Annotated in this window: 37 protein-coding genes; 2 read left to right on the top strand and 35 right to left on the bottom strand. The window is 55.4% G+C overall.

The genetic code is table 11. The annotated features are described in order from the left end of the window. Positions 1-218: 218 nt before the first annotated feature. Complete coding sequence (locus tag PSPTO_RS03470) at positions 219-518, top strand: hypothetical protein (RefSeq protein ID WP_010205374.1); 300 nt, start codon at positions 219-221, stop codon at positions 516-518. Positions 519-733: 215 nt separating this feature from the next. On the opposite strand, the gene PSPTO_RS03465 is transcribed toward PSPTO_RS03470, so the two are convergent. Together PSPTO_RS03465 and PSPTO_RS03460 are read right to left on the bottom strand one after the other, a co-directional pair. Next, a complete protein-coding gene (locus PSPTO_RS03465) occupies positions 734-1,303 on the bottom strand; it encodes a single-stranded DNA-binding protein (RefSeq protein WP_003426596.1) in 570 nt (189 codons plus the stop codon). 9 nt (positions 1,304-1,312) lie between these two features. Further along, positions 1,313-2,707 (bottom strand): MFS transporter, encoded by a 1,395-nt coding sequence (locus PSPTO_RS03460; protein ID WP_005768949.1) that lies wholly within the window; start codon positions 2,705-2,707, stop codon positions 1,313-1,315. A 129-nt stretch (positions 2,708-2,836) separates the two neighbouring features. Between PSPTO_RS03460 and uvrA the strand changes: the two genes are divergently transcribed. Further along, a complete protein-coding gene (uvrA, locus tag PSPTO_RS03455; RefSeq protein WP_005768946.1) occupies positions 2,837-5,671 on the top strand; it encodes an excinuclease ABC subunit UvrA in 2,835 nt (944 codons plus the stop codon). A gap of 93 nt (positions 5,672-5,764) precedes the next feature. Here uvrA and bfr read toward each other — a convergent pair whose 3' ends face one another. From bfr to rpsL, 33 genes are all read right to left on the bottom strand, one after another. Further along, positions 5,765-6,229 (bottom strand): bacterioferritin, encoded by a 465-nt coding sequence (gene bfr / locus PSPTO_RS03450; protein WP_005614296.1) that lies wholly within the window; start codon positions 6,227-6,229, stop codon positions 5,765-5,767. Between the two features lie 262 nt (positions 6,230-6,491). Continuing rightward, on the bottom strand, positions 6,492-6,878 hold the full coding sequence (gene rplQ / locus PSPTO_RS03445) for a 50S ribosomal protein L17 (protein WP_004397026.1): 387 nt from the start codon (positions 6,876-6,878) through the stop codon (positions 6,492-6,494). Between the two features lie 41 nt (positions 6,879-6,919). Next, complete coding sequence (rpoA, locus tag PSPTO_RS03440) at positions 6,920-7,921, bottom strand: DNA-directed RNA polymerase subunit alpha (RefSeq protein WP_002555464.1); 1,002 nt, start codon at positions 7,919-7,921, stop codon at positions 6,920-6,922. A gap of 22 nt (positions 7,922-7,943) precedes the next feature. After that, positions 7,944-8,564 carry a 30S ribosomal protein S4 gene (rpsD, locus tag PSPTO_RS03435; RefSeq protein ID WP_002555465.1) on the bottom strand — a complete coding sequence of 207 codons (621 nt, stop codon included), beginning with the start codon at positions 8,562-8,564 and terminating at the stop codon, positions 7,944-7,946. Positions 8,565-8,582: 18 nt separating this feature from the next. Then, positions 8,583-8,972: a 30S ribosomal protein S11 gene (gene rpsK / locus PSPTO_RS03430; protein WP_002555466.1), complete on the bottom strand. Its 390-nt coding sequence runs from the start codon at positions 8,970-8,972 to the stop codon at positions 8,583-8,585. Between the two features lie 30 nt (positions 8,973-9,002). Continuing rightward, complete coding sequence (gene rpsM, locus PSPTO_RS03425) at positions 9,003-9,359, bottom strand: 30S ribosomal protein S13 (RefSeq protein ID WP_002555467.1); 357 nt, start codon at positions 9,357-9,359, stop codon at positions 9,003-9,005. Positions 9,360-9,489: 130 nt separating this feature from the next. Then, positions 9,490-9,606: a 50S ribosomal protein L36 gene (rpmJ, locus tag PSPTO_RS03420; RefSeq protein WP_002555468.1), complete on the bottom strand. Its 117-nt coding sequence runs from the start codon at positions 9,604-9,606 to the stop codon at positions 9,490-9,492. A 28-nt stretch (positions 9,607-9,634) separates the two neighbouring features. Further along, a complete protein-coding gene (gene secY / locus PSPTO_RS03415) occupies positions 9,635-10,969 on the bottom strand; it encodes a preprotein translocase subunit SecY (protein WP_002555469.1) in 1,335 nt (444 codons plus the stop codon). Continuing rightward, the gene (gene rplO / locus PSPTO_RS03410) at positions 10,970-11,404 is read right to left on the bottom strand and encodes a 50S ribosomal protein L15 (RefSeq protein ID WP_002555470.1); all 435 of its coding nucleotides are present in this window, start codon (positions 11,402-11,404) and stop codon (positions 10,970-10,972) included. Positions 11,405-11,407: 3 nt separating this feature from the next. After that, complete coding sequence (gene rpmD / locus PSPTO_RS03405; RefSeq protein ID WP_002555471.1) at positions 11,408-11,584, bottom strand: 50S ribosomal protein L30; 177 nt, start codon at positions 11,582-11,584, stop codon at positions 11,408-11,410. 2 nt (positions 11,585-11,586) lie between these two features. After that, on the bottom strand, positions 11,587-12,087 hold the full coding sequence (rpsE, locus tag PSPTO_RS03400; protein ID WP_003317099.1) for a 30S ribosomal protein S5: 501 nt from the start codon (positions 12,085-12,087) through the stop codon (positions 11,587-11,589). Positions 12,088-12,090: 3 nt separating this feature from the next. Beyond that, the gene (gene rplR / locus PSPTO_RS03395) at positions 12,091-12,441 is read right to left on the bottom strand and encodes a 50S ribosomal protein L18 (protein ID WP_002555473.1); all 351 of its coding nucleotides are present in this window, start codon (positions 12,439-12,441) and stop codon (positions 12,091-12,093) included. A 10-nt stretch (positions 12,442-12,451) separates the two neighbouring features. Next, on the bottom strand, positions 12,452-12,985 hold the full coding sequence (gene rplF, locus PSPTO_RS03390) for a 50S ribosomal protein L6 (RefSeq protein ID WP_005768939.1): 534 nt from the start codon (positions 12,983-12,985) through the stop codon (positions 12,452-12,454). A 12-nt stretch (positions 12,986-12,997) separates the two neighbouring features. Next, positions 12,998-13,390 (bottom strand): 30S ribosomal protein S8, encoded by a 393-nt coding sequence (rpsH, locus tag PSPTO_RS03385; protein WP_002555475.1) that lies wholly within the window; start codon positions 13,388-13,390, stop codon positions 12,998-13,000. Between the two features lie 214 nt (positions 13,391-13,604). Continuing rightward, positions 13,605-13,910 (bottom strand): 30S ribosomal protein S14, encoded by a 306-nt coding sequence (gene rpsN / locus PSPTO_RS03380; protein ID WP_002555476.1) that lies wholly within the window; start codon positions 13,908-13,910, stop codon positions 13,605-13,607. A 13-nt stretch (positions 13,911-13,923) separates the two neighbouring features. Beyond that, complete coding sequence (rplE, locus tag PSPTO_RS03375; RefSeq protein WP_005768935.1) at positions 13,924-14,463, bottom strand: 50S ribosomal protein L5; 540 nt, start codon at positions 14,461-14,463, stop codon at positions 13,924-13,926. Positions 14,464-14,483: 20 nt separating this feature from the next. Further along, positions 14,484-14,798: a 50S ribosomal protein L24 gene (gene rplX, locus PSPTO_RS03370; RefSeq protein ID WP_002555478.1), complete on the bottom strand. Its 315-nt coding sequence runs from the start codon at positions 14,796-14,798 to the stop codon at positions 14,484-14,486. A gap of 11 nt (positions 14,799-14,809) precedes the next feature. Then, positions 14,810-15,178 (bottom strand): 50S ribosomal protein L14, encoded by a 369-nt coding sequence (rplN, locus tag PSPTO_RS03365; RefSeq protein WP_002555479.1) that lies wholly within the window; start codon positions 15,176-15,178, stop codon positions 14,810-14,812. A 23-nt stretch (positions 15,179-15,201) separates the two neighbouring features. Next, positions 15,202-15,468 (bottom strand): 30S ribosomal protein S17, encoded by a 267-nt coding sequence (gene rpsQ, locus PSPTO_RS03360; RefSeq protein WP_002555480.1) that lies wholly within the window; start codon positions 15,466-15,468, stop codon positions 15,202-15,204. Positions 15,469-15,470: 2 nt separating this feature from the next. After that, positions 15,471-15,662: a 50S ribosomal protein L29 gene (gene rpmC / locus PSPTO_RS03355; protein WP_002555481.1), complete on the bottom strand. Its 192-nt coding sequence runs from the start codon at positions 15,660-15,662 to the stop codon at positions 15,471-15,473. After that, positions 15,662-16,075 (bottom strand): 50S ribosomal protein L16, encoded by a 414-nt coding sequence (rplP, locus tag PSPTO_RS03350; protein WP_002555482.1) that lies wholly within the window; start codon positions 16,073-16,075, stop codon positions 15,662-15,664. Before rplP ends, rpmC begins: the two co-directional genes overlap by 1 nt. Before the next feature lie 12 nt (positions 16,076-16,087). Continuing rightward, complete coding sequence (gene rpsC / locus PSPTO_RS03345; RefSeq protein ID WP_003176422.1) at positions 16,088-16,774, bottom strand: 30S ribosomal protein S3; 687 nt, start codon at positions 16,772-16,774, stop codon at positions 16,088-16,090. Positions 16,775-16,787: 13 nt separating this feature from the next. Beyond that, on the bottom strand, positions 16,788-17,120 hold the full coding sequence (gene rplV / locus PSPTO_RS03340; protein WP_002555485.1) for a 50S ribosomal protein L22: 333 nt from the start codon (positions 17,118-17,120) through the stop codon (positions 16,788-16,790). A 13-nt stretch (positions 17,121-17,133) separates the two neighbouring features. Next, entirely contained in the window at positions 17,134-17,409 is a 276-nt protein-coding gene (gene rpsS / locus PSPTO_RS03335) for a 30S ribosomal protein S19 (protein WP_004883670.1), read from the bottom strand. Between the two features lie 16 nt (positions 17,410-17,425). Continuing rightward, a complete protein-coding gene (gene rplB / locus PSPTO_RS03330; protein ID WP_004397049.1) occupies positions 17,426-18,250 on the bottom strand; it encodes a 50S ribosomal protein L2 in 825 nt (274 codons plus the stop codon). Between the two features lie 14 nt (positions 18,251-18,264). Further along, positions 18,265-18,564 (bottom strand): 50S ribosomal protein L23, encoded by a 300-nt coding sequence (gene rplW, locus PSPTO_RS03325; RefSeq protein WP_002555488.1) that lies wholly within the window; start codon positions 18,562-18,564, stop codon positions 18,265-18,267. Further along, entirely contained in the window at positions 18,561-19,163 is a 603-nt protein-coding gene (gene rplD / locus PSPTO_RS03320) for a 50S ribosomal protein L4 (RefSeq protein WP_002555489.1), read from the bottom strand. The genes rplW and rplD overlap by 4 nt, the downstream gene beginning before the upstream one ends. Before the next feature lie 12 nt (positions 19,164-19,175). After that, positions 19,176-19,811: a 50S ribosomal protein L3 gene (gene rplC, locus PSPTO_RS03315; protein ID WP_004397052.1), complete on the bottom strand. Its 636-nt coding sequence runs from the start codon at positions 19,809-19,811 to the stop codon at positions 19,176-19,178. Between the two features lie 81 nt (positions 19,812-19,892). Beyond that, positions 19,893-20,204 (bottom strand): 30S ribosomal protein S10, encoded by a 312-nt coding sequence (rpsJ, locus tag PSPTO_RS03310; protein ID WP_002555491.1) that lies wholly within the window; start codon positions 20,202-20,204, stop codon positions 19,893-19,895. Positions 20,205-20,345: 141 nt separating this feature from the next. Further along, complete coding sequence (tuf, locus tag PSPTO_RS03305; RefSeq protein WP_007245455.1) at positions 20,346-21,539, bottom strand: elongation factor Tu; 1,194 nt, start codon at positions 21,537-21,539, stop codon at positions 20,346-20,348. A gap of 31 nt (positions 21,540-21,570) precedes the next feature. Beyond that, the gene (gene fusA / locus PSPTO_RS03300) at positions 21,571-23,676 is read right to left on the bottom strand and encodes an elongation factor G (protein WP_005768927.1); all 2,106 of its coding nucleotides are present in this window, start codon (positions 23,674-23,676) and stop codon (positions 21,571-21,573) included. A gap of 30 nt (positions 23,677-23,706) precedes the next feature. Further along, positions 23,707-24,177 carry a 30S ribosomal protein S7 gene (rpsG, locus tag PSPTO_RS03295; protein WP_004397077.1) on the bottom strand — a complete coding sequence of 157 codons (471 nt, stop codon included), beginning with the start codon at positions 24,175-24,177 and terminating at the stop codon, positions 23,707-23,709. Between the two features lie 122 nt (positions 24,178-24,299). After that, positions 24,300-24,671, bottom strand: coding sequence for a 30S ribosomal protein S12 (gene rpsL, locus PSPTO_RS03290; protein ID WP_002555494.1), 372 nt, complete (start codon positions 24,669-24,671; stop codon positions 24,300-24,302). Between the last annotated feature and the right edge of the window lie 48 nt (positions 24,672-24,719).

Raw genomic sequence — 24,719 nt, 5'->3', positions numbered from 1 at the left:
GAGCTGACGCGAAGACTAGACCTATAGCTTTTTATCGAGAAATACTTGTTTGGACTAAAGCATTCGATAGTGTGACCACTATAAAAAACTCCGACGTCAGCGTCTTGTCCCATAGCCTTGGTTTGGCACCGTTGACGCTGATGACCAGCCGACGCCGGGAACGACCCGCTGCCCCCGCACGTCAGACCTGCATCGACTCACTTAAAAGGTACAGCGCAATGGACAAGACGATCACCATAGACCAACTGGCCACCACTGACCTCAGATCAATCAACGAGATATGGCTCGGTGGTACTCACACTGAGTTGTGCCTGTGGCGTGGCGAGCAAATCTTCACCCACGACATGCTCAGCGAGGGCACCCACGATCAGAATGTCCGGCGCCTGTGCTTGCAGCTGGTCGACCCTGACGATCAGGCGGCAGTGGCCAGCGTCGAGGTGATTGTGCGCGAGCGGTTGGAGAAGATGGGCAGCGAGGGCGAGTTTTATCCGGCTGAGAATGTGGATACGCATCAGTAAGCAGGCCAATTACGCGATCTTGTATGCTCAGGGTCAAACGGGCTTGCCATCGTTTACGAACACGCCGCCTCCAGATAGGCTGGATTCCTGACCGGTTTACTCATCTCGAAAAAAACCCTCTGGCTTTACGGCGCAGAGGGCTTGGTTTCAAACACGTAAAGCGATGATCAGGTGATGACGAATACTGACCTGATGAGGGTTTTTACGTTTTTGGCTTAGAACGGAATATCGTCATCAAAGCTGTCAAAGTCAGCAGCAGGCTGCGGCGCTTGTTGTTGCGGCGCCGGGCGCGAATCGCGCTGTTGTGGCGGTTGCTGGTTGTAGTTCTGCTGAGGGGCAGATTGCTGCGGCGCGGATTGCTGTGGGCGCGACTGCTGTGGACGAGGCGCGGACTGGTTGTAGTTGCCGCCACCGCCCTGACCTTGTTGAGCGTCGCCCTGTGGACGGCCGCCCAGCAGTTGCATGGTGCCTTGCATGTCGACGACGATTTCAGTGGTGTAGCGCTTGATGCCGTCTTTTTCCCATTCGCGGGTCTGCAGCTTGCCTTCGATGTAGACCTGCGAACCCTTGCGCAGGTATTCGCCGGCGATTTCGGCAACCTTGCCGAACATCGAAACACGGTGCCACTCGGTCTTCTCGACCTTCTGGCCGCTCTGCTTGTCAGTCCATTGTTCGCTGGTTGCCAGACTCAGGTTGGTCACGGCGTTACCGTTAGGCAAGTAGCGAACTTCGGGATCCTGGCCGCATGTACCGACCAATATGACTTTGTTAACCCCACGGGCCATAACGTTCTCCTAGGCTTCGCACGCTTCTGATGCTGGGTTGACCAGCTTCTCGAGAGAGGCGCGATCCAATAATTTTGTGTCGAGTTTTATGTAGATGGCTGCCTCTTCGGCAACCACCACTGCATCTGTCACGCCTGCTACGGACATCAAACGCTCCGCCAGGCCTGCTTCACGCTGCGCCTGCGGCGACAACGGCAGACGTAGGCTGGTCACGTAAGGCGGTTCTCGCATGGTCACTGCGAAGGCGAGCCAGACGGCGGCCATGGCTGCACCGCCAAGGAACACCACATCAAGCCCACCGTGCTGGAACAACCAGCCGCCCAGTATCCCACCTGCGGCCGAACCAAGAAACTGGCTGGTGGAATAAACTCCCATCGCGGTGCCTTTTCCGCCCGCCGGTGAAACTTTGCTGATCAGCGACGGCAAGGACGCTTCCAGCAGGTTGAACGCAGTGAAGAATACCACTGTCCCGATGACCAGTGCCCGCAACGTATCGCCGTATGCCCAGAAGAATAGCTCAGACAGCATCAGAACAAACACGGCGCCGAGCAGAACGCGCTTCATTTGACGTTTCTTCTCGCCATAGATGATGAACGGGATCATCGCGAAGAAGGAAACCAGCAAGGCGGTCAGGTAGACCCACCAGTGCTCTTCCTTGGGCAAACCGGCTTTTTCGACCAGCGCCAGCGGCAAGGCCACGAAGCTGGACATGAGCATGGCATGCAACACGAAGATACCCAAATCCAGGCGCAGCAGGTCCGGGTGACGCAACGTCGCGCCTAATGCCTGTTTGGCGACGCCGGATTCGCGGTGCACCAGCGGACCGTTGGCCTTGGGCACCACGAACGCGACGATCAGCATGCCCAGCAACGCCATGCCTCCGGTTGCCAGAAACAACCCCGACAGCCCGAACGCGCCGGTGATGACCGGGCCAACGACCATGGCGACAGCGAACGACAGACCGATGGTCATGCCGATCATGGCCATTGCCTTGGTGCGGTGCTGTTCGCGGGTCAGGTCAGAGAGCAAGGCCATCACAGCGGCAGAGATAGCCCCCGCGCCTTGCAGGACGCGTCCGCCGATAATTCCCCAGATCGAGTCGGCATTGGCGGCCACTACGCTGCCGAGCGCGAAGATGATCAGCCCGAAATAAATAATCGGTCGCCGGCCGATCCGGTCGGAAAGAATCCCGAACGGGATTTGCAGTACGGCCTGCGTCAGGCCATACGCGCCGATCGCCAGACCAATCAGTGCAGGACTCGCGCCCGCCAGGTCCATGCCATAGGTTGCCAGAACCGGCAAAACCATGAACATGCCAAGCATGCGGAACGCGAACACCAGGGCCAGACCGCCTGCTGCGCGGGTCTCGCCGCCACTCATACGCTCGCTGTGGGTATCGTGCATGGAATAACCTCGTGTGAACCGGCGGCGATTCTACCAGTCCCATCGTTGTACAGCACATACGCGACGCTTTGCCGCGTGATGGCTCGGAGCCGTATACTCCGTCGTTTATGCCCGCCAAGCGAGGCCGCAGTGGACAAGATCCTGATACGTGGGGCACGAACCCACAACCTGAAAAATATTGACCTGACACTTCCCCGCAACAAACTGATCGTTATCACCGGGCTCTCCGGCTCAGGCAAGTCTTCGCTGGCTTTCGATACGCTGTATGCCGAAGGGCAACGCCGTTACGTCGAGTCGCTGTCTGCCTATGCACGACAGTTTCTGTCGATGATGGAGAAGCCGGACGTCGATACGATCGAAGGTCTGTCGCCGGCCATTTCCATCGAGCAGAAATCCACGTCGCACAACCCGCGCTCGACCGTGGGCACGATTACCGAGATTTACGATTACCTGCGTCTTTTATATGCGCGGGTCGGACAGCCTCGCTGCCCGGATCACGATATTCCGCTGGAAGCCCAGACCGTCAGCCAGATGGTTGACCTGGTGCTGACTCAACCCGAAGGCAGCAAACTGATGCTGCTGGCGCCGGTTATTCGCGAGCGCAAGGGTGAACACCTTTCGGTATTCGAAGAGCTGCGTGCGCAGGGTTTTGTGCGGGCGCGGGTTAACGGTCGGCTGTGTGAGCTGGATGAACTGCCGAAGCTGGACAAGCAGAAGAAGCACTCCATTGACGTGGTAGTGGACCGCTTCAAGGTTCGCGCCGACCTGCAGCAGCGTCTGGCCGAGTCTTTCGAGACGGCATTGAAGCTGGCAGACGGCATTGCGCTGGTCGCACCGATGGACGACGAGCCAGGCGAAGAAGTAATTTTCTCCGCCCGCTTCGCCTGCCCGATCTGTGGCCACGCGATCAGCGAGCTTGAACCCAAGCTGTTCTCCTTTAACAACCCGGCTGGCGCATGCCCGACCTGCGACGGTCTGGGCGTGAAGCAGTTCTTTGATATCAAGCGGCTGGTCAACGCCGAGCTGACGCTGGCTGAAGGCGCGATACGCGGCTGGGACAGGCGTAACGTCTATTATTTCCAGATGCTCGGCTCGCTGTCCAAGCACTACGGTTTCAGCCTGGAAGTGCCGTTCAAAGAAATCCCGGCCGACATGCAGAAGGTTCTGCTTAATGGCAGCGGCTCGCAGAGTGTCGACTTCCGCTATCTGAATGATCGCGGCGATATCGTCAAACGTGCGCACCCGTTCGAAGGCATCGTGCCGAATCTGGAACGTCGCTATCGGGAAACCGAATCAGCGACCGTGCGCGAGGAGCTGGCCAAGTTTCTCGGTACACAGCCCTGCCCTGACTGCCGCGGCACTCGCCTGCGTCGCGAGGCACGTCATGTGTGGGTGGGTGAAAAGACCTTGCCTGCGGTGACCAATCTGCCGATTGGCGACGCCACGCATTATTTTGAAACGCTGAAGCTGACCGGCCGACGCGGCGAAATTGCCGACAAGATTCTCAAAGAGATCCGCGAGCGTTTGCAGTTTCTGGTAAACGTCGGTCTGGACTACCTGACCCTGGATCGCAGCGCAGACACGCTGTCTGGCGGTGAAGCGCAGCGCATTCGTCTGGCCAGTCAGATCGGTGCGGGCCTGGTCGGAGTGATGTACATCCTCGATGAGCCGTCTATTGGCCTGCATCAGCGCGACAACGACCGTTTGCTGGGCACGCTCAAGCACCTGCGCGACATCGGCAACACGGTGATTGTGGTCGAGCATGATGAAGATGCGATTCGTCTCGCCGACTACGTGGTCGATATCGGCCCTGGCGCTGGCGTGCACGGCGGGCATATCGTTGCCGAAGGCACGCCGGACGAGGTGATGGCGCACCCTGACTCACTGACCGGCAAATACCTGTCGGGACGTGTGAAGATCGCCGTACCCGCCAAGCGCACGCCCCGCAACAAGAAGCTGTCGTTGACACTCAAGGGTGCGCGTGGCAACAACCTGCAGAACGTCAACCTCGACATTCCGATTGGCCTGCTGACCTGTGTGACGGGCGTTTCCGGTTCGGGCAAGTCGACGCTGATCAACAACACGCTGTTCCCGCTGAGTGCTACGGCGCTCAACGGCGCAACGACGCTTGAGGCTGCCGCTCACGACAGCATCAACGGCCTGCAGCATCTGGACAAGGTCGTGGACATCGATCAGAGCCCTATCGGTCGTACGCCACGCTCCAACCCGGCGACTTATACCGGGCTGTTCACGCCGATTCGCGAACTGTTTGCCGGTGTGCCGGAATCGCGCTCGCGGGGCTATGGCCCGGGACGGTTCTCGTTCAACGTCAAGGGCGGTCGTTGCGAAGCGTGTCAGGGCGATGGCTTGATCAAGGTCGAGATGCACTTTCTGCCGGACATCTATGTGCCGTGCGATGTGTGCAAGAGCAAGCGCTACAACCGTGAAACCCTTGAGATCAAATACAAGGGCAAGAACGTCCACGAAGTGCTTGAGATGACCATCGAAGAAGCGCGCGAGTTCTTCGACGCCGTCCCTGCACTGGCGCGCAAGCTGCAAACCCTGATGGACGTAGGGCTTTCCTATATCAAGCTGGGTCAATCGGCGACCACCCTGTCGGGCGGTGAAGCTCAGCGCGTCAAGCTGTCGCGTGAGCTGTCCAAGCGCGACACTGGCAAGACGCTTTATATCCTCGACGAACCGACTACCGGCCTGCACTTTGCCGATATTCAACAGTTGCTGGATGTCCTGCATCGCCTGCGCGACCATGGCAACACGGTGGTGGTAATCGAGCACAATCTGGATGTCATCAAGACGGCAGACTGGTTGGTGGACCTGGGGCCGGAAGGCGGCTCAAGAGGCGGGCAGATCATTGCGACCGGCACACCTGAGCAGGTCGCCGAGATGGAGCAGTCGTATACCGGGCATTACCTCAAGCCTCTGTTGATCAGAGACAGGGCTTAACCGGCGTAATGAAAACGGGTCAGGCTTCGGTCGGGCCCGGATACAAAAAAGCTCCTGTCACATCTGTGCAGGAGCTTTTTTATGGACGCTGAATCAGAACTGCGATTGCAGGTAATTCTGCAGACCGATGGATTTAATCAGACCCATCTGCTGCTCAAGCCAGTAAGTGTGATCTTCCTCTGTATCGGCCAACTGCACGCGGAGAATTTCACGGGTCACGTAGTCGCCGTGCAGCTCACAGAGCGCGATGCCCTTGCACAGTGCGGCACGTACCTTGTATTCCAGACGCAGATCGCTGGCGAGCATCTCAGGCACCGTGGTGCCGACATCCAGATCATCCGGTCGCATGCGTGGCGTGCCTTCCAGCATCAGAATGCGGCGCATCAGAGCGTCAGCATGTTGAGCCTCTTCTTCCATCTCATGATTGATACGCTCGTAGAGCTTGGAAAAGCCCCAGTCTTCGTACATGCGCGAGTGAACGAAATATTGGTCACGAGCCGCCAATTCGCCCGTGAGCAACGTGTTGAGATAATCGATTACTTCCGGGTGGCCTTGCATCGCACCTGACTCCTGCTTCAAAGAACGTAGTTTGAACCAAGCGTCGCGCAAGGTCACTCGGAAAAGCGCAATAAACCGACGAAAAGCGGCGAAATTACGCTGTAAAGAAGCGAAAAACCGGCTAAATGAGGTCGGTTCTGTTTCTCACTTCGACTCAATCCGAGAATGGCAATACGGATGATTGACACTGACATTCGGGTTTCTAAAACGCAGATAACAAAAAACCGGGCACAAGGCCCGGTCTTCTGTTCAAACTGATGTCTTATTCAGCAGCTTCTACAGAGCCACCGACAGGACGATCAACCAACTCGACGTACGCCATTGGCGCGTTGTCGCCAGTGCGGAAACCGCACTTGAGGATACGCAGATAGCCGCCCTGACGGGTTGCATAGCGTTTGCCCAGATCGTTGAACAGCTTGCCGACGATTTCTTTCGAACGAGTACGGTCGAAAGCCAGACGACGGTTAGCAACACTGTCTTCCTTGGCCAGGGTGATCAGCGGCTCGGCAACGCGGCGCAGTTCCTTGGCTTTCGGCAGGGTAGTTTTGATCAGCTCGTGCTCGAACAGCGACACCGCCATGTTTTGAAACATGGCTTTACGGTGAGAGCTGGTACGGCTCAGGTGACGTCCACTTTTACGATGACGCATGGTTCATTCCTTACCAAACTCGCGTTCGGTGATTACGACGATCAGGCCGTAGCCTTGTCGTCCTTCTTAAGACTTGCCGGCGGCCAGTTGTCGAGGCGCATGCCGAGGGACAGACCACGCGAAGCCAGAACGTCCTTGATCTCGGTCAAGGATTTCTTGCCCAGGTTCGGAGTCTTCAACAACTCTACTTCGGTGCGCTGAATCAGGTCACCGATGTAGTAGATGTTCTCCGCCTTAAGGCAGTTGGCCGAACGCACGGTCAGTTCCAAATCGTCAACCGGACGAAGCAGGATCGGATCGATCTCGTCTTCCTGTTCGATTACCACTGGTTCGCTGTCGCCTTTGAGGTCCACGAACGCAGCCAACTGCTGTTGCAGGATGGTTGCAGCGCGACGGATAGCCTCTTCCGGGTCCAGAGTACCGTTGGTTTCCAGATCAATAACCAGCTTGTCCAGGTTAGTGCGCTGCTCGACACGGGCGTTTTCCACCACGTATGCGATACGGCGGACCGGGCTGAACGAAGAGTCAAGCTGCAAGCGACCAATGCTGCGGCTTTCGTCTTCATCGCTTTGACGCGAGTCTGCCGGCTCATAACCACGACCACGAGCTACGGTGAGCTTCATGTTCAAGACGCCGTTAGACGCCAGGTTAGCGATTACGTGATCGGGGTTAACGATCTCGACATCATGATCCAGCTGAATATCGGCAGCGGTAACCACCCCCGAACCCTTCTTCGACAAGGTCAGCGTAACTTCGTCTCGACCGTGCAGCTTGATAGCCAGACCTTTAAGGTTCAACAGGATTTCAATGACGTCTTCCTGTACACCTTCGATGGCGCTGTACTCATGGAGTACACCGTCAATCTCGGCCTCGACTACTGCACAGCCGGGCATGGAGGACAACAAAATGCGGCGAAGCGCGTTGCCCAGGGTATGGCCGAAACCACGCTCGAGAGGCTCGAGAGTGATTTTGGCGCGGGTTGGACTGACAACCTGCACATCAATGTGGCGGGGTGTCAGGAACTCATTTACCGAAATCTGCATGGATGCACCTATTTTCTAGCCCTTACTTGGAGTAGAGCTCGACAATCAGGCTTTCGTTGATGTCGGCGGATAGATCACTGCGAGCTGGTACGTTCTTGAAAACGCCCGATTTCTTCTCAGTGTCTACTTCTACCCATTCTACGCGGCCACGTTGGGCACACAGATCGAGAGCCTGGACAATACGCAGCTGATTCTTAGCCTTTTCGCGGATAGCAACAACGTCGCCAGCACGAACCTGATAAGAAGGAACGTTAACGGTTTTGCCGTTTACGCTAACCGACTTGTGCGAAACCAATTGACGGGATTCGGCACGCGTCGAGCCGAAGCCCATGCGGTATACAACGTTGTCCAGACGGCATTCGAGCAGTTGCAGCAGGTTCTCGCCTGTTGCACCTTTCTTGCCGGCGGCTTCTTTGTAGTAGCCGCTGAACTGACGCTCGAGAACGCCGTAGATACGACGGACTTTTTGCTTTTCACGCAGCTGGGTACCGTAATCGGACTGGCGACCGCGGCGTTGGCCGTGGATGCCTGGAGCTGCTTCGATGTTGCACTTGGATTCGATAGCGCGAACGCCGCTCTTCAAAAAGAGATCGGTGCCTTCACGACGAGCAAGTTTGCATTTTGGACCAATGTAACGAGCCATTTCTTACAGTCTCCTGGATTACACGCGGCGCTTCTTCGGCGGACGGCACCCGTTGTGCGGGATTGGCGTCACGTCGGTGATGCTGGCGATCTTATAGCCACAGCCGTTCAATGCACGGACAGCGGATTCACGACCTGGGCCTGGACCCTTGACATTGACGTCGAGGTTCTTCAGACCGTACTCCAGCGCAGCTTGGCCAGCACGTTCAGCAGCTACTTGAGCAGCGAACGGGGTGGATTTGCGCGAACCACGGAAACCCGAACCGCCGGAGGTAGCCCACGAAAGAGCGTTACCTTGACGATCGGTAATGGTGACGATTGTGTTGTTAAACGACGCGTGGATGTGGGCGATGCCATCAACCACTGTCTTTTTAACTTTTTTACGAGGACGAGCAGCAGGTTTTGCCATGACTAGATTCCTGTCGTTGCGCTGGAGCGATTACTTGCGGATCGGCTTACGCGGACCTTTGCGAGTACGCGCGTTGGTCTTGGTACGCTGACCGCGCACTGGAAGACCACGACGATGACGCAGACCGCGGTAGCAGCCCAGGTCCATCAAGCGCTTGATTTTCATGTTGATTTCGCGACGCAGGTCACCTTCAGTGGTGAACTTCGCCACTTCGCCACGCAGCTGTTCAATCTGCTCGTCGCTCAGATCTTTGATTTTCACCGCCGGGTTGACCCCGGTGGTTGCACAAATTTTCTGTGCGGTGGTGCGACCAACACCATAGATGTAGGTCAGCGAGATAACAGTATGCTTGTTATCTGGAATGTTAACGCCTGCAATACGGGCCATTCAGTGGGACTCCAATTGACAGCTACCTACGCCCCGGAAGCCAAGAAATAGGGCGCGAGATAATATCGCTGTAGTAACAAATAATCAACCCAGCAGCGCACTAGCTGCTGGGCTTAAGCACAAATCACAATCAGCCTTGGCGCTGCTTATGACGTGGTTCCGCGCTGCAAATTACTCGAACAACACCTTCGCGGCGAATAATCTTGCAGTTACGGCACAGCTTTTTCACCGATGCACGAACTTTCATCACCAACTCCTCGAACCTTAGGGGTGCTTCAGCGCAGCATACCGCCGCTGCCACCGTAGCCCTTCAGGTTGGCTTTCTTCATCAGGGATTCGTACTGGTGCGAAACGAGGTGAGATTGCACTTGCGACATAAAGTCCATCACAACCACGACCACGATCAGCAACGAGGTCCCGCCAAGGTAGAACGGTACGTTTGCCGCGACCACCAGAAACTGGGGAAGCAGACACACGGCCGTCATATATAGAGCACCGAACATGGTCAAACGAGTCAGAACGCCATCAATGTAGCGCGCCGACTGCTCGCCTGGACGGATACCCGGAATAAAGGCACCGGACTTCTTCAGGTTTTCCGCTACGTCTTTCGGATTGAACATCAACGCCGTATAGAAGAAGCAGAAGAAAATAATCCCTGCACTAAACAGCAGAATATTCAACGGCTGACCAGGAGCGATCGACTGCGAGATGTCCTGCAACCAGCCCAGACCTTCAGACTGACCGAACCAGGACCCCAACGAAGCCGGGAACAGCAAAATGCTGCTCGCGAAAATGGCCGGAATTACGCCAGCCATGTTCACTTTCAACGGTAGGTGGCTTGTCTGCGCAGCGAAGACCTTGCGGCCCTGCTGACGCTTGGCATAGTGAACGGCTATTCGACGCTGACCACGCTCAATGAACACCACAAAACCGATGATCGCTACTGCCAGCAAACCGATTGCAACCAGGGCGAAAATGTTGATATCACCCTGACGGGCAGACTCGAAAGACTGCCCTATCGCTCTCGGAAGACCAGCCACGATACCTGCGAAGATCAACATCGAGATACCGTTGCCGACACCGCGCTCGGTGATCTGCTCGCCTAGCCACATCATGAACATCGCACCTGCCACGAAGGTAGTTACGGCCACAAAGTGGAAACCAAGGTCCCCAGAAAACGCGACGCCCTGACTCGCCAGGCCAACGGACATGCCGATAGCTTGAACCAGAGCCAGAACCACAGTGCCGTAGCGGGTGTACTGGCTTATCTTGCGACGGCCAGCCTCACCTTCCTTCTTCAACTGCTCCAGCTGTGGGCTGACGGCTGTCATCAACTGCATGATGATCGACGCCGAAATGTACGGCATGATCCCCAGTGCAAATATGCTCATCCGCTCCAGCGCACCGCCGGAAAACATGTTGAACAAGCTAAGAATGGTCCCCTCATTCTGTCGAAACAGTTCTGCGAGTCGGTCCGGGTTGATACCTGGAACCGGGATGTGTGCGCCTATTCGGTAGACGATAATCGCCAGGAACAGAAAACGCAGACGAGCCCAGAGTTCAGACATACCGCCTTTGCCGAGCGCAGAGAGAGCACCTTGCTTAGCCATTTATTCCTCGAACTTGCCGCCAGCTGCTTCGATAGCCGCACGCGCACCTTTGGTGGCGGCGATACCCTTGATAGTGACAGCGCGAGTAACTTCGCCCGACAGCATGATTTTCACACGCTGTACGTTCTGGTTAATCACGTTGGCATCTTTCAGGGACTGCACAGTTACGATGTCGCCTTCCACTTTAGCCAGCTCGGACAGACGCACTTCTGCGCGATCCATGGCCTTCAGGGAAACGAAACCGAATTTTGGCAGGCGACGATGCAGCGGCTGTTGGCCGCCCTCAAAGCCCGGAGCAATAGTGCCACCGGAGCGGGAGCTTTGACCTTTGTGGCCACGGCCACCGGTCTTGCCCAAACCGCTACCGATACCACGGCCCGGACGATGCTTTTCGCGACGGGAACCCGGCGCTGGACTCAGATCATTGAGTTTCATCGATTAACCCTCGACTCGCAGCATGTAGTAAGCCTTGTTGATCATCCCGCGATTTTCGGGAGTATCCAGGACTTCTACAGTGTGACCGATGCGACGCAGACCCAAACCCTTAATGCACAATCTGTGATTAGGGATGCGGCCGGTCATGCTTTTGATCAGCGTTACTTTAACGGTAGCCATGATCAGATGATCTCCTCAACACGCTTGCCACGCTTGGCAGCGATCGACTCAGGAGACTGCATGCCTTTCAAACCCTTGAAAGTGGCGTGAACCACGTTTACAGGGTTAGTCGAACCGTAGCACTTGGCCAATACGTTCTGAACACCAGCAACTTCCAGCACTGCGCGCATTGCGCCGCCAGCGATGATACCGGTACCTTCAGAAGCAGGCTGCATGTACACCTTCGAGGCGCCATGAGCAGACTTCATTGCGTACTGCAATGTAGTGCCGTTCAGGTCAACCTGAATCATGTTGCGGCGAGCAGCTTCCATCGCTTTCTGGATTGCAGCAGGCACTTCACGTGACTTGCCACGGCCGAAGCCAACGCGCCCTTTACCATCACCCACCACGGTCAACGCAGTGAAAGTGAAGATACGGCCGCCTTTTACGGTTTTGGCAACGCGGTTAACTTGAACCAGTTTTTCGATGTAGCCTTCGTCGCGTTTTTGGTCGTGATTTGACATAACTTAGAACTCCAGCCCGCCTTCACGAGCAGCATCAGCCAGCGCTTTGACACGGCCGTGGTACTTGAAGCCAGAACGGTCGAAAGCGACTTGCGATACACCCGCGGCTTTCGCGCGCTCGGCGACCAGCTTGCCAACCTTAGTGGCCGCGTCGATGTTGCCAGTGGCGCCATCACGCAGTTCTTTGTCCAAAGTAGAGGCGCTTGCCAGAACTTTGCTGCCGTCGGCCGAGATGACCTGGGCATAAATGTGCTGCGAAGAGCGGTGCACGCAGAGACGCACGACTTCCAGCTCGTGCATTTTCAGGCGTGCTTTGCGAGCGCGACGCAGTCGGGTAACTTTTTTGACGGTCATTTGCTATGCCCTACTTCTTCTTGGCTTCTTTACGGCGGACGACTTCGTCCGCGTAACGCACACCTTTGCCTTTGTAAGGCTCAGGACGGCGGAAGTCGCGGATCTCAGCGGCCACTTGACCAACCAACTGCTTATCGATACCGCGAATCAGGATATCGGTCTGGCTGGGGGTCTCAGCGGTGATGCCATTCGGCAATTCATAGTCCACCGGGTGCGAAAAGCCAAGTGCAAGGTTCAGGACCGTGCCTTTTGCTTGCGCCTTGTAACCAACACCGACCAGCTGGAGCTTGCGCTCAAAGCCTTGGCTTACGCCCTGGACCATGTTGTTAACCAGTGCACGAGTGGTGCCTGCCATTGCGCGGGTTTGTTGATCGCCATTGCGAGCAGCGAAACGCAGCTCACCAGCTTCTTCAACAATCTCAACAGACGAATGGATAATCAGTTCTAGAGTGCCCTTGGCACCCTTCACCGAAAGCTGCTGGCCGACGAGTTTGACTTCGACGCCTGATGGCAGCTTAACGGGGTTCTTAGCTACGCGTGACATGCTTATCCCCCCTTAGAACACAGTGCAAAGCACTTCGCCACCGACACCGGCAGCGCGCGCAGCACGATCCGTCATCACACCTTTACTGGTGGAGACGATAGACACACCAAGACCGCCACGAACTTTCGGCAGATCATCGGAGGACTTGTACTGACGCAAGCCTGGGCGGCTGACGCGCTTAACCTCTTCGATGACCGGACGGCCTTCGAAGTACTTAAGCTCGATGGACAGCGAGGATTTAACTTCGCTGCTGATCTGATAACCCGCAATGTAGCCTTCGTCCTTCAGGACTTTTGCTACAGCAACCTTCAACGTGGAAGATGGCATGCTGACGACGGGCTTTTCAGCCATCTGGGCATTACGGATACGAGTTAGCATGTCCGCTAACGGGTCCTGCATACTCATGGGCTAGACGCTCCTAAAACAAAATAATTAGCCTTGCGGCTACAGCTTGATCGCCGAGAACTTCCGGGCAAGTGAAAACACGGGCTCAGGCGAGCCGGCAATTCTAGTCCTACCCCGGAAATGAATCAAGCCCCAAAAGGGGCTTGATTCAAATTCAGGCGCCATCCCGACCGATGACTTGCGCAACCGGCGGGACGAAGCGAGAGGTGTCGCCTTACCAGCTGGCTTTAACCAGACCTGGAACGTCGCCACGCATAGCTGCTTCACGCAGCTTGTTACGGCCGAGGCCGAACTTGCGGTAGACGCCGTGCGGACGACCAGTGATACGGCAACGGTTACGCATGCGCGCAGCGCTTGCGTCACGTGGTTGCTTCTGCAGAGCTACGGTAGCTTCCCAACGCGCTTCTGGACTTGCGTTCAGATCAACGATGATAGCTTTCAGCTCTGCACGCTTCTTGGCGTACTTGGCAACGGTGAGCTGACGCTTCAACTCACGGTTTTTCATGCTCTTCTTGGCCATTTTCCTACTCCAATCAGTTGCGGAACGGGAATTTGAAAGCACGCAGCAATGCGCGACCTTCATCATCGTTCTTGGCAGTGGTGGTCAGGGTAATGTCCAGACCGCGGAGAGCATCGATCTTGTCGTAATCGATTTCCGGGAAAATGATCTGCTCTTTTACGCCCATGCTGTAGTTACCACGACCATCGAAGGACTTGGCATTCAGGCCGCGGAAGTCGCGAACCCGAGGCAGGGAGATCGACAGCAGACGATCCAGGAACTCATACATACGATCGCGGCGCAGAGTCACTTTGACGCCGATCGGCCAACCTTCACGGACTTTAAAGCCAGCGATGGATTTCCGAGCGTAAGTCACAACGACTTTTTGACCGGTGATCTTTTCCAGGTCAGCAACAGCGTTCTCGATGACTTTTTTGTCACCGATCGCCTCGCCCAGACCCATGTTCAGGGTGATTTTGGTAACGCGCGGAACTTCCATCACGTTCCCAAGCTTAAGTTCTTCCTTAAGCTTCGGAGCGATTTCCTTCCGATAAATCTCTTTTAGTCGTGCCATGGTCTTCTACCTAGCAGTGTTCAAGCATCAACCGCTTTTTGGGTCGACTTGAAGACACGAATTTTCTTGCCATCTTCAACTTTGAAACCAACGCGGTCTGCCTTGTTGGTTGCGCCGTTGAAAATAGCGACGTTAGAAGCGTGCAATGGCGCTTCTTTCTCGACGATACCGCCCTGTACGCCCGACATCGGGTTTGGCTTGGTATGACGCTTCACCAGGTTGATCCCACCAACGACCAGACGGTCGTCAGCGAGAACCTTGAGCACCTTACCGCGCTTACCTTTGTCTTTACCGGCGATCACGATGATCTCGTCGTCACGACGAATCTTTTGCATGTCGGATCTCCTTAGAGCACTTCTGGGGCGAGCGAGACAATCTTCATGAACTTCTCAGTACGAAGTTCACGGGTCACTGGCCCAAAGATACGGGTACCGATCGGCTCTTGCTTGTTGTTCAGAAGAACAGCAGCGTTGCCATCGAAGCGGATGATGGAGCCGTCAGCACGACGGACACCATGGCGAGTGCGGACTACGACTGCAGTCATCACTTGGCCTTTTTTCACCTTGCCGCGCGGAATTGCTTCCTTGACGGTCACTTTGATGATGTCACCGATACCAGCGTAACGACGATGGGAGCCACCCAGCACCTTGATGCACATAACGCGGCGTGCGCCGCTGTTATCGGCCACATCGAGCATGGATTGAGTCTGAATCATATAATTTCTCCGACCCCTAGTCCTTAGACTTCCACAGCGCGTTCGAGGATATCAACCAACGCCCAAGACTTGGTCTTGGCTACCGGACGAGTTTCACGAATAGTGACCTTGTCGCCGATATGGCACTGGTTGGTTTCGTCGTGCGCGTGCAGCTTAGTCGAACGCTTAACGTATTTACCGTAGATCGGGTGCTTTACGCGACGCTCGATCAGAACGGTGATGGTCTTGTCCATCTTGTCGCTGACAACACGGCCAGTCAGCGTACGGACAGTTTTTTCGGCTTCAGCCATGATTACTTACCTGCCTGCTGGTTGAGCACAGTTTTCACGCGAGCGATGTCACGCTTAACTTGCGAGAGCAGATGAGACTGCCCCAACTGGCCAGTTGCTTTCTGCATACGCAGATTGAACTGGTCGCGCAGCAGGCCGAGCAGTTGCTCGTTCAGCTGCTGTGCTGATTTTTCACGAAGTTCATTCGCTTTCATCACATCACCGTCCGCTTAACAAAGGAGGTGGCGAGCGGCAGCTTTGCAGCAGCCAGGGCGAAAGCCTCACGCGCCAGCTCTTCAGTAACACCCTCGATTTCATACAGGACTTTGCCTGGCTGAATCTGGGCAACCCAGTACTCCACGTTACCCTTACCTTTACCCATCCGAACTTCGAGGGGCTTCTTGGTAACAGGCTTGTCCGGGAACACACGGATCCAGATCTTGCCGCCACGTTTAACGTGACGGGTCAGAGCACGACGCGCTGACTCGATCTGACGAGCGGTGAGACGACCACGAGCAACAGACTTCAGCGCGAACTCGCCGAAGCTGACTTTGCTACCGCGCAGTGCCAGACCACGGTTGTGGCCGGTCATCTGCTTGCGGAACTTCGTACGCTTTGGTTGCAACATTTGGCGTACCCCTTACTTAGCAGCTTTTTTACGAGGCGCTGGTGCTTGTGGTTTCAGTTCTTCTTGGCGACCACCAATTACTTCGCCTTTGAAGATCCAAACCTTTACACCGATCACACCATAAGTGGTGTGAGCTTCGTAGTTGGCATAGTCGATGTCGGCACGCAGGGTGTGCAATGGCACACGACCCTCGCGATACCATTCAGTACGTGCGATTTCAGCACCGCCGAGACGACCGCTCACTTGGATTTTGATGCCTTTGGCACCAATGCGCATGGCGTTCTGAACAGCGCGCTTCATAGCGCGACGGAACATTACACGACGCTCCAGCTGCTGAGCTACGCTCTGCGCAACCAGCATACCGTCAAGCTCCGGCTTGCGGATCTCTTCGATATTGATGTGCACAGGCACACCCATTTGCTTGGTCAGGTCCTGACGCAGTTTCTCAACATCTTCACCTTTCTTGCCGATCACGATGCCGGGACGAGCGGTGTGGATGGTGATACGTGCTGTCTGAGCCGGACGATGGATATCGATACGGCTGACGGACGCGCTTTTTAATTTGTCTTGGAGGTACTCACGCACTTTCAGATCAGCGAACAAATAGTCCGCATAAGTCCGACCGTCTGCGTACCAGACGGAGGTGTGCTCCTTGACGATTCCCAGGCGAATGCCAATGGGATGTACTTTCTGACCCATCTCTTCGACTCCGTTACTTGTCAGCAACCTTGACAGTGATATGGCAAGACCGCTTGACGATGCGATCAGCACGGCCTTTAGCACGTGGCATGATGCGCTTCAGCGAACGCCCTTCGTTGACGAAGACGGTGGAGACCTTGAGGTCATCAACGTCTGCGCCTTCGTTATGCTCGGCGTTGGCTACAGCCGACTCCAGCACTTTCTTCAGGATCTCGGCGGCTTTCTTACTGCTGAAAGCCAACAGGTTGAGCGCTTCGCCCACCTTCTTCCCGCGGATCTGGTCGGCGACCAAGCGGGCTTTCTGGGCGGAGATTCGAGCGCCCGACAACTTAGCGGCTACTTCCATCGTTCCTTACCCCTTAACGCTTGGCTTTCTTGTCTGCCACGTGCCCACGATATGTGCGGGTACCGGCAAACTCGCCTAGTTTATGGCCGACCATGTCTTCGCTCACAAGAACTGGGACATGTTGACGACCGTTATGCACTGCAATGGTCAAACCGACCATTTGTGGCAGAATCATCGAACGACGCGACCAGGTTTTCACCGGTTTGCGATCATTCTTTTCCGCCGCCACTTCGATCTTCTTCAGTAGGTGAAGATCAATAAAAGGACCTTTTTTCAGAGAACGTGGCACTGTCGTATCCCTCTATTTACTTGCGACGACGGACGATCATTTTGTCGGTACGCTTATTACCACGAGTCTTCGCGCCCTTAGTCGGGAAGCCCCACGGCGATACCGGATGACGACCACCAGAGGTACGACCTTCACCACCACCATGTGGGTGGTCAACCGGGTTCATGGCAACACCACGAACGGTTGGGCGAACGCCACGCCAGCGTTTGGCACCAGCTTTACCCAGCGAACGAAGGCTGTGCTCGGAGTTCGAGACTTCGCCCAGCGTTGCACGGCATTCAGACAGTACTTTACGCATTTCACCGGAGCGAAGACGCAGGGTCACGTACACACCTTCACGAGCGATCAGCTGTGCAGAAGCACCAGCAGAACGAGCGATCTGTGCGCCTTTACCTGGCTTCAGTTCGATGCCGTGCACGGTGCTACCAACTGGAATATTACGCAGTTGAAGAGCGTTGCCCGGCTTGATTGGTGCCAAAGCACCTGCAATCAGCTGGTCGCCAGCACTCACGCCTTTAGGGGCGATGATGTAGCGGCGCTCGCCGTCTGCGTAAAGCAGCAGAGCAATGTGAGCAGTACGGTTTGGATCGTATTCAATACGCTCGACGGTGGCAGTAATGCCATCCTTGTCGTTGCGACGGAAATCGACCAGACGATAATGCTGCTTATGGCCACCACCGATATGACGGGTAGTAATACGACCATTGTTGTTACGACCACCAGTCTTCGATTTTTTCTCGAGCAGCGGTGCGTGAGGAGCGCCTTTATGCAGCTCCTGGTTGACCACCTTGACCACAAAACGGCGGCCAGGGGAAGTCGGTTTGCATTTAACGATTGCCATGATGCACCCCTTCCTTACTCAGCACTGCTGCTGAAATCGAGATCTTGGCCTGGCTGAAGGGAGATAACTGCCTTCTTCCAGTCATTACGCTTGCCCAGACCGCGAGCAGTGCGCTTGCTCTTACCCAGAACATTCAGGGTAGTAACACGCTCTACTTTCACGCTGAACAGGCTTTCGACGGCCTTCTTGATTTCCAGCTTGGTTGCGTCAGTAGCAACCTTGAAAACGAACTGACCTTTTTTGTCTGCCAGAACCGTAGCCTTCTCGGAAACGTGCGGGCCAAGCAGAACTTTAAATACGCGTTCCTGGTTCATCCCAGCAGCTCCTCGAATTTCTTCACGGCCGACACGGTGATCAACACCTTGTCGTATGCGATCAGACTAACTGGATCGGAACCTTGAACATCACGTACATCGACGTGCGGCAGGTTACGAGCAGCCAGGTACAGATTCTGGTCAACAGCGTCAGACACGATCAAGACGTCAGTCAGGCCCATGCCAGTCAGCTTGTTCAGCAAATCTTTGGTTTTCGGTGCTTCAACAGCGAAATCCTGAACCACGACCAGACGATCAGTACGAACCAGTTCAGCAAGGATGGAGCGCAAAGCTGCGCGATACATCTTCTTGTTGAGCTTCTGAGTGTGATCCTGAGGACGAGCTGCGAAAGTGGTACCGCCGCCGCGCCAGATTGGGCTACGGATAGTACCGGCACGAGCACGGCCAGTACCTTTCTGACGCCAAGGGCGCTTACCGCCACCACGAACGTCGGAACGGGTCTTTTGCTGCTTGCTACCCTGACGACCGCCAGCCATGTAGGCCACGACTGCCTGGTGAACCAGCGTCTCGTTGAATTCGCCGCCAAATGTCAGTTCGGAAACTTCGATTGCCTGAGCGTCATTTACATTTAATTGCATGTCAGCTTCCCCTTAACCGCGAGCCTTGGCTGCCGGACGTACAACCAGGTTGCCGCCAGTAGCGCCAGGAACAGCACCCTTGACCAACAACAGATTGCGTTCAGCGTCCACGCGCACCACTTCGAGGGACTGCACGGTCACGCGCTCAGCGCCCATATGACCGGACATTTTTTTGCCCTTGAATACACGACCAGGAGTCTGGCACTGGCCGATAGAGCCCGGGACGCGGTGGGAGACGGAGTTACCGTGGGTATTGTCTTGACCACGGAAATTCCAGCGCTTGATCGTACCCTGGAAGCCTTTACCTTTGGACTGACCGGTTACATCAACCAGTTGACCAGCAGCGAAGATTTCAGCGTTGATCTGATCGCCAGCCTGGTACTCGCCTTCTTCAAGACGGAATTCCATGACGGTACGACCGGCGGCTACATTCGCTTTAGCGAAGTGGCCAGCCTGAGCGGCTGTAACACGCGAAGCGCGACGCTCGCCGACAGTGACTTGCACTGCACGATAGCCATCGGTTTCTTCGGTTTTGAACTGAGTGACGCGATTCGGCTCGATCTCAATGACCGTGACCGGAATGGAGACACCTTCTTCGGTGAAAATACGGGTCATACCGCATTTACGACCGACTACACCAATAGTCATGTTGTAAACCTCATGAGTGTACGGGGCTTTCACCCGCTATGGCCGCCCATTTCAGAGCGTTACACGACTAAGACCCAAGTCTTAGCCGAGGCTGATCTGAACTTCCACACCGGCCGCAAGATCAAGCTTCATAAGCGCATCAACGGTTTTTTCCGTTGGCTGGACAATGTCCAGAACACGCTTGTGAGTACGGATCTCGTACTGGTCGCGCGCGTCTTTGTTGACGTGCGGAGAAACCAGAACGGTGAACCGCTCTTTACGGGTCGGCAGTGGAATCGGACCACGCACCTGTGCACCAGTACGTTTCGCGGTTTCCACGATTTCCTGGGTTGATTGGTCGATCAGGCGATGGTCAAAAGCCTTCAACCTGATACGGATTTGCTGGTTTTGCATTGGATTCAGACTCCAGATTGCTGTTCCCACCGAGCGCAATACGCCCGTTAAAAGGAGGCGCAATTCTATAGACGGGCTGGCAAGGTGTCAACCCAATAAAAAAGCCCCCGCGTGGCGGGGGCTCTTTTTGGGAATCAACGCTTACGCGATGATTTTGGCTACGACGCCAGCGCCAACGGTACGACCGCCTTCACGAATTGCGAAACGCAGACCATCTTCCATTGCGATTGGCTTGATCAGGGTAACGGAAACTTTAACGTTATCACCTGGCATAACCATTTCTACGCCTTCCGGCAGTTCGCAGCTACCAGTTACGTCGGTAGTACGGAAGTAGAACTGTGGACGGTAGCCTTTGAAGAAAGGAGTGTGACGACCGCCTTCTTCTTTGCTCAGAACGTAGATTTCAGCTTCGAACTGAGTGTGCGGCTTGACGGTGCCTGGCTTGACCAGAACCTGGCCACGCTCAACGTCGTCACGCTTGGTACCGCGCAGCAGAACGCCGCAGTTCTCGCCAGCACGACCTTCGTCGAGCAGCTTGCGGAACATCTCAACGCCGGTGCAGGTAGTGACAGTAGTGTCACGCAGACCAACGATTTCCAGTGGATCCTGGACCTTGACGATACCGCGCTCAACACGACCAGTCACAACAGTACCGCGACCGGAGATCGAGAATACGTCTTCGATCGGCATCAGGAACGGCTTGTCGACAGCACGCTCTGGCTGAGGAATGTAGCTGTCCAGAGTTTCGACCAACTTCTTGACGGCAGTGGTGCCCATCTCGTTGTCGTCTTTGCCTTCCAATGCCATACGGGCGGAGCCGATGATGATTGGAGTGTCGTCGCCCGGGAAGTCGTAAGTGCTCAGCAGATCGCGCACTTCCATCTCAACCAGTTCCAGCAGCTCAGCGTCGTCTACCAGGTCAGCCTTGTTCAGGAAGACCACGATGTACGGAACGCCAACCTGACGGGACAGCAGGATGTGCTCACGGGTTTGCGGCATCGGACCATCAGCAGCCGAACAAACCAGGATAGCGCCGTCCATCTGCGCAGCACCGGTGATCATGTTCTTCACGTAGTCGGCGTGACCTGGGCAGTCAACGTGCGCGTAGTGACGCGTAGCCGAGTTGTACTCAACGTGAGCGGTGTTGATGGTGATACCGCGAGCTTTCTCTTCTGGTGCGCTGTCGATCTTGTCGAAGTCAACACGAGCCGAACCGAAAACTTCGGAGCAGACGCGAGTCAGAGCAGCGGTCAGCGTGGTCTTGCCATGGTCAACGTGACCAATGGTGCCGACGTTGCAATGCGGGAGGGAACGATCAAATTTTTCTTTAGCCACGACAAATAACTCCTAGCCTAAAGGCGCTGAATCAGCCTTGTTTTTTGGTTACAGTTTCGACGATGTGCGACGGCGCTGTATTGTATTTTTTGAATTCCATAGAGTAGCTTGCGCGACCTTGGGACATGGAGCGGACGTCGGTCGCATAACCGAACATCTCACCCAACGGAACCTCGGCACGAATTACTTTGCCGGAAACCGTGTCTTCCATACCCAGGATCATGCCGCGACGACGGTTAAGGTCGCCCATCACGTCACCCATATAGTCTTCAGGCGTAACAACCTCTACCGCCATGATCGGCTCAAGCAACTCACCACCGCCCTTCTGGGCCAGCTGCTTGGTCGCCATGGAAGCAGCCACCTTAAACGCCATCTCGTTCGAGTCGACGTCATGGTAGGAACCATCAAACACGGTAGCCTTCAGGCCGATCAGCGGATAGCCGGCAACAACGCCGTTCTTCATCTGCTCTTCGATACCCTTCTGGATAGCCGGGATGTATTCCTTCGGAACAACACCACCCACCACTTCGTTTACGAATTGCAGACCTTCCTGACCTTCGTCAGCAGGAGCAAAACGGATCCAGCAATGACCAAACTGGCCACGACCGCCGGACTGACGAACGAACTTGCCTTCGATTTCACAATTCTTCGTGATGCGCTCACGATAGGAAACCTGCGGCTTGCCGATGTTGGCTTCGACGTTGAACTCACGGCGCATCCGGTCAACCAGGATGTCCAGGTGGAGCTCGCCCATGCCAGAGATGATCGTTTGACCAGTCTCTTCATCAGTTTTGACGCGGAAAGAAGGGTCTTCCTGAGCAAGCTTGCCCAGTGCAATACCCATTTTTTCCTGGTCATCCTTGGTTTTTGGCTCAACGGCAACCGAAATAACCGGCTCCGGGAAGTCCATACGAACGAGGATGATTGGCTTGTCAGCGTTGCACAAGGTTTCACCAGTGGTGACGTCCTTCATGCCGATCAGGGCCGCGATGTCGCCAGCGCGTACTTCCTTGATCTCTTCGCGGGCGTTTGCGTGCATTTGCACCATACGACCCACGCGCTCTTTCTTGCCTTTGACCGAGTTGATCACGCCGTCGCCGGATGCCAACACGCCCGAGTAAACGCGGACGAAAGTCAAAGTACCCACGAATGGGTCGGTAGCGATCTTGAACGCCAGCGCCGAGAACGGCTCGCTGTCGTCTGCATGACGCTCCATCAGAATTTCCTCATTATCAGGATCGGAACCCTTGATAGCAGGAATATCGATTGGAGCAGGCAGGTAGTCGATCACGGCGTCGAGAACCAGGGGAACACCCTTGTTCTTGAAGGAAGAACCGCAAACAGCAAGAACGATCTCACCAGCGATAGTACGCTGACGCAGAGCGGCCTTGATTTCCTCGTTGGTGAGCTCTTCACCTTCAAGGTACTTGTTCATCAGCTCTTCGCTGGCTTCAGCCGCAGCCTCAACCATGTTGCCACGCCATTCATCAGCCAGCTCCTGCAATTCAGCAGGGATTGGCTTACGAACAGGAACCATGCCTTTGTCGGAATCGTTCCAGTAAACAGCTTCCATAGCCATCAGGTCAATTTGACCCTGGAAGTTGTCTTCAGCACCAATGGCCAACTGAATCGGCACCGGGGTGTGACCCAGGCGCTGCTTGATCTGGGCGATTACGCGCAAAAAGTTGGCACCGGCACGGTCCATCTTGTTCACGTAGACGATACGTGGAACGCCGTATTTGTTGGCTTGACGCCATACGGTTTCGGACTGCGGTTCTACGCCGGAAGTACCACAGAACACAACGACCGCGCCGTCGAGCACACGCAGGGAACGCTCAACTTCAATGGTGAAGTCTACGTGACCCGGGGTGTCAATGACGTTGAAGCGGTATTGGTCTTTGTGTTGCTTCTCGGAACCCTGCCAAAAGGCAGTGATAGCAGCAGAAGTAATGGTAATACCACGCTCCTGCTCCTGAACCATCCAGTCCGTGGTCGCGGCGCCATCATGCACCTCGCCCATTTTGTGGCTTTTGCCGGTGTAAAAAAGGACGCGCTCGGTGGTGGTGGTTTTACCAGCATCCACGTGAGCGACGATACCGATGTTACGGTAACGGCTAATCGGAGTAGTACGAGCCATAAAGCCCTCGCAAATTTAGTGACGCTGAAATTAGAAGCGGTAGTGCGAGAAAGCCTTGTTGGCCTCGGCCATACGGTGCACGTCTTCACGCTTCTTGACCGCAGCACCTTTACCTTCGGCGGCGTCCATCAGTTCGCCAGCCAAACGCAGAGCCATAGACTTCTCACCGCGCTTGCGCGCGAAGTCTACCAGCCAACGCATTGCCAGAGCATTACGACGGGACGGACGAACTTCGACAGGAACCTGGTAAGTAGCACCGCCTACACGGCGCGACTTTACTTCGACCAGCGGAGCGATGGCGTCGAGAGCTTTCTCGAAGATTTCCAGGGGGTCGCTGTTCTTGCGTTCTTTAACCTTTTCCAGCGCGCCATAAACGATACGCTCGGCAACGGCTTTCTTGCCGCTTTCCATTACGTGGTTCATGAACTTGGCCAGGATCTGGCTGCCGTATTTTGGATCGTCAAGCACTTCGCGCTTGGCTGCTACGCGTCTTCTTGGCATGGATAAGCCCTCAAACGGTCTTCAGGTTAGCTCGGGACCACCATCCTGAAAAGGATGCGCCCGACCTTACTCTTATCGACTCAGAAAAATAGAAATCTGCAATTTCAAACAGAAGCCAAAGACTACTTAGGCTTCTTGGTACCGTATTTCGAGCGACCCTGGTTACGACCTTTGACGCCGGAGGTATCCAGAGAACCACGAACGGTGTGATAGCGAACACCTGGCAAGTCTTTTACACGACCGCCACGGATCAGTACCACGCTGTGCTCTTGCAGGTTGTGACCTTCACCACCGATGTACGAGGAAACCTCGAAACCGTTGGTCAGGCGCACACGGCAGACTTTACGCAATGCCGAGTTAGGTTTTTTCGGCGTAGTGGTATACACACGAGTGCACACACCGCGACGTTGCGGGCAGTTCTGCAGCGCAGGCACGTCGGATTTCTCGACGATACGCTTACGCGGCTGACGTACCAGCTGGTTGATAGTTGCCATCTACTAGCTCCACTGTTGTCTTGCGACGCTATTGTCTTACAAGAAAAG

The organism is Pseudomonas syringae pv. tomato str. DC3000 (assembly GCF_000007805.1).
GTDB lineage: Bacteria > Pseudomonadota > Gammaproteobacteria > Pseudomonadales > Pseudomonadaceae > Aquipseudomonas > Aquipseudomonas avellanae.
This window is presented reverse-complemented; position numbering and strand designations above follow the sequence as displayed.